Source organism: Stenotrophomonas sp. YIM B06876, from assembly GCF_030711595.1.
In the GTDB taxonomy this organism is placed as follows: domain Bacteria; phylum Pseudomonadota; class Gammaproteobacteria; order Xanthomonadales; family Xanthomonadaceae; genus Stenotrophomonas.
Genome location: NZ_JAUJUJ010000454.1, coordinates 1 through 648 on the forward strand (window position 1 = coordinate 1; position 648 = coordinate 648).

1 pseudogene is annotated in these 648 nt (G+C 67.4%); it reads left to right on the forward strand.

Annotated elements, in window-relative coordinates:
- Positions 1–648, forward strand: a pseudogene (locus QZH66_RS17905) (hypothetical protein); the annotation flags it as partial.

Below are 648 nucleotides of genomic sequence, written 5' to 3' on the forward strand. Positions count from 1 at the left end.
ACGACGACGTGCTGCACGGCGGCGGCGGCAACGACATTGTGGGCAGCCTGGGCGGTAACGACCAGGTGTTTGGCGATGCGGGCGACGATGTGGTCTTTGGGGGCACCGGCAATGACACCCTCTCGGGCGGCAGCGGCAACGACCGCCTGGATGGTGGTTTGGGTTGGGACACGGCCTTGCAAAGCGGCAGCCTGCAGGACTACATCGTCACCCGCGAAGGCGATGCCCTGGTGCTCACCCACACCGGCACCGGCGAGGTGGATCAGCTGAAGTCGGTGGAAATGGTGCGTTTTGACAGCGGCGCCAGCCTGTACATCGCCGCCAGCGATGCCGAAGCCGCCCTGGCCCACATCGCCACCCGCTGNTTGCAAAGCGGCAGCCTGCAGGACTACATCGTCACCCGCGAAGGCGATGCCCTGGTGCTCACCCACACCGGCACCGGCGAGGTGGATCAGCTGAAGTCGGTGGAAATGGTGCGTTTTGACAGCGGCGCCAGCCTGTACATCGCCGCCAGCGATGCCGAAGCCGCCCTGGCCCACATCGCCACCCGCTGGCTGAGCCGGGACCTCACGGCAGACGAGGGCGCCGAGGCCCAGCTCAACAGCCACCTGAGTGCCCTGGAGATCGCCCAGGCCGTTCTGCGCGGCC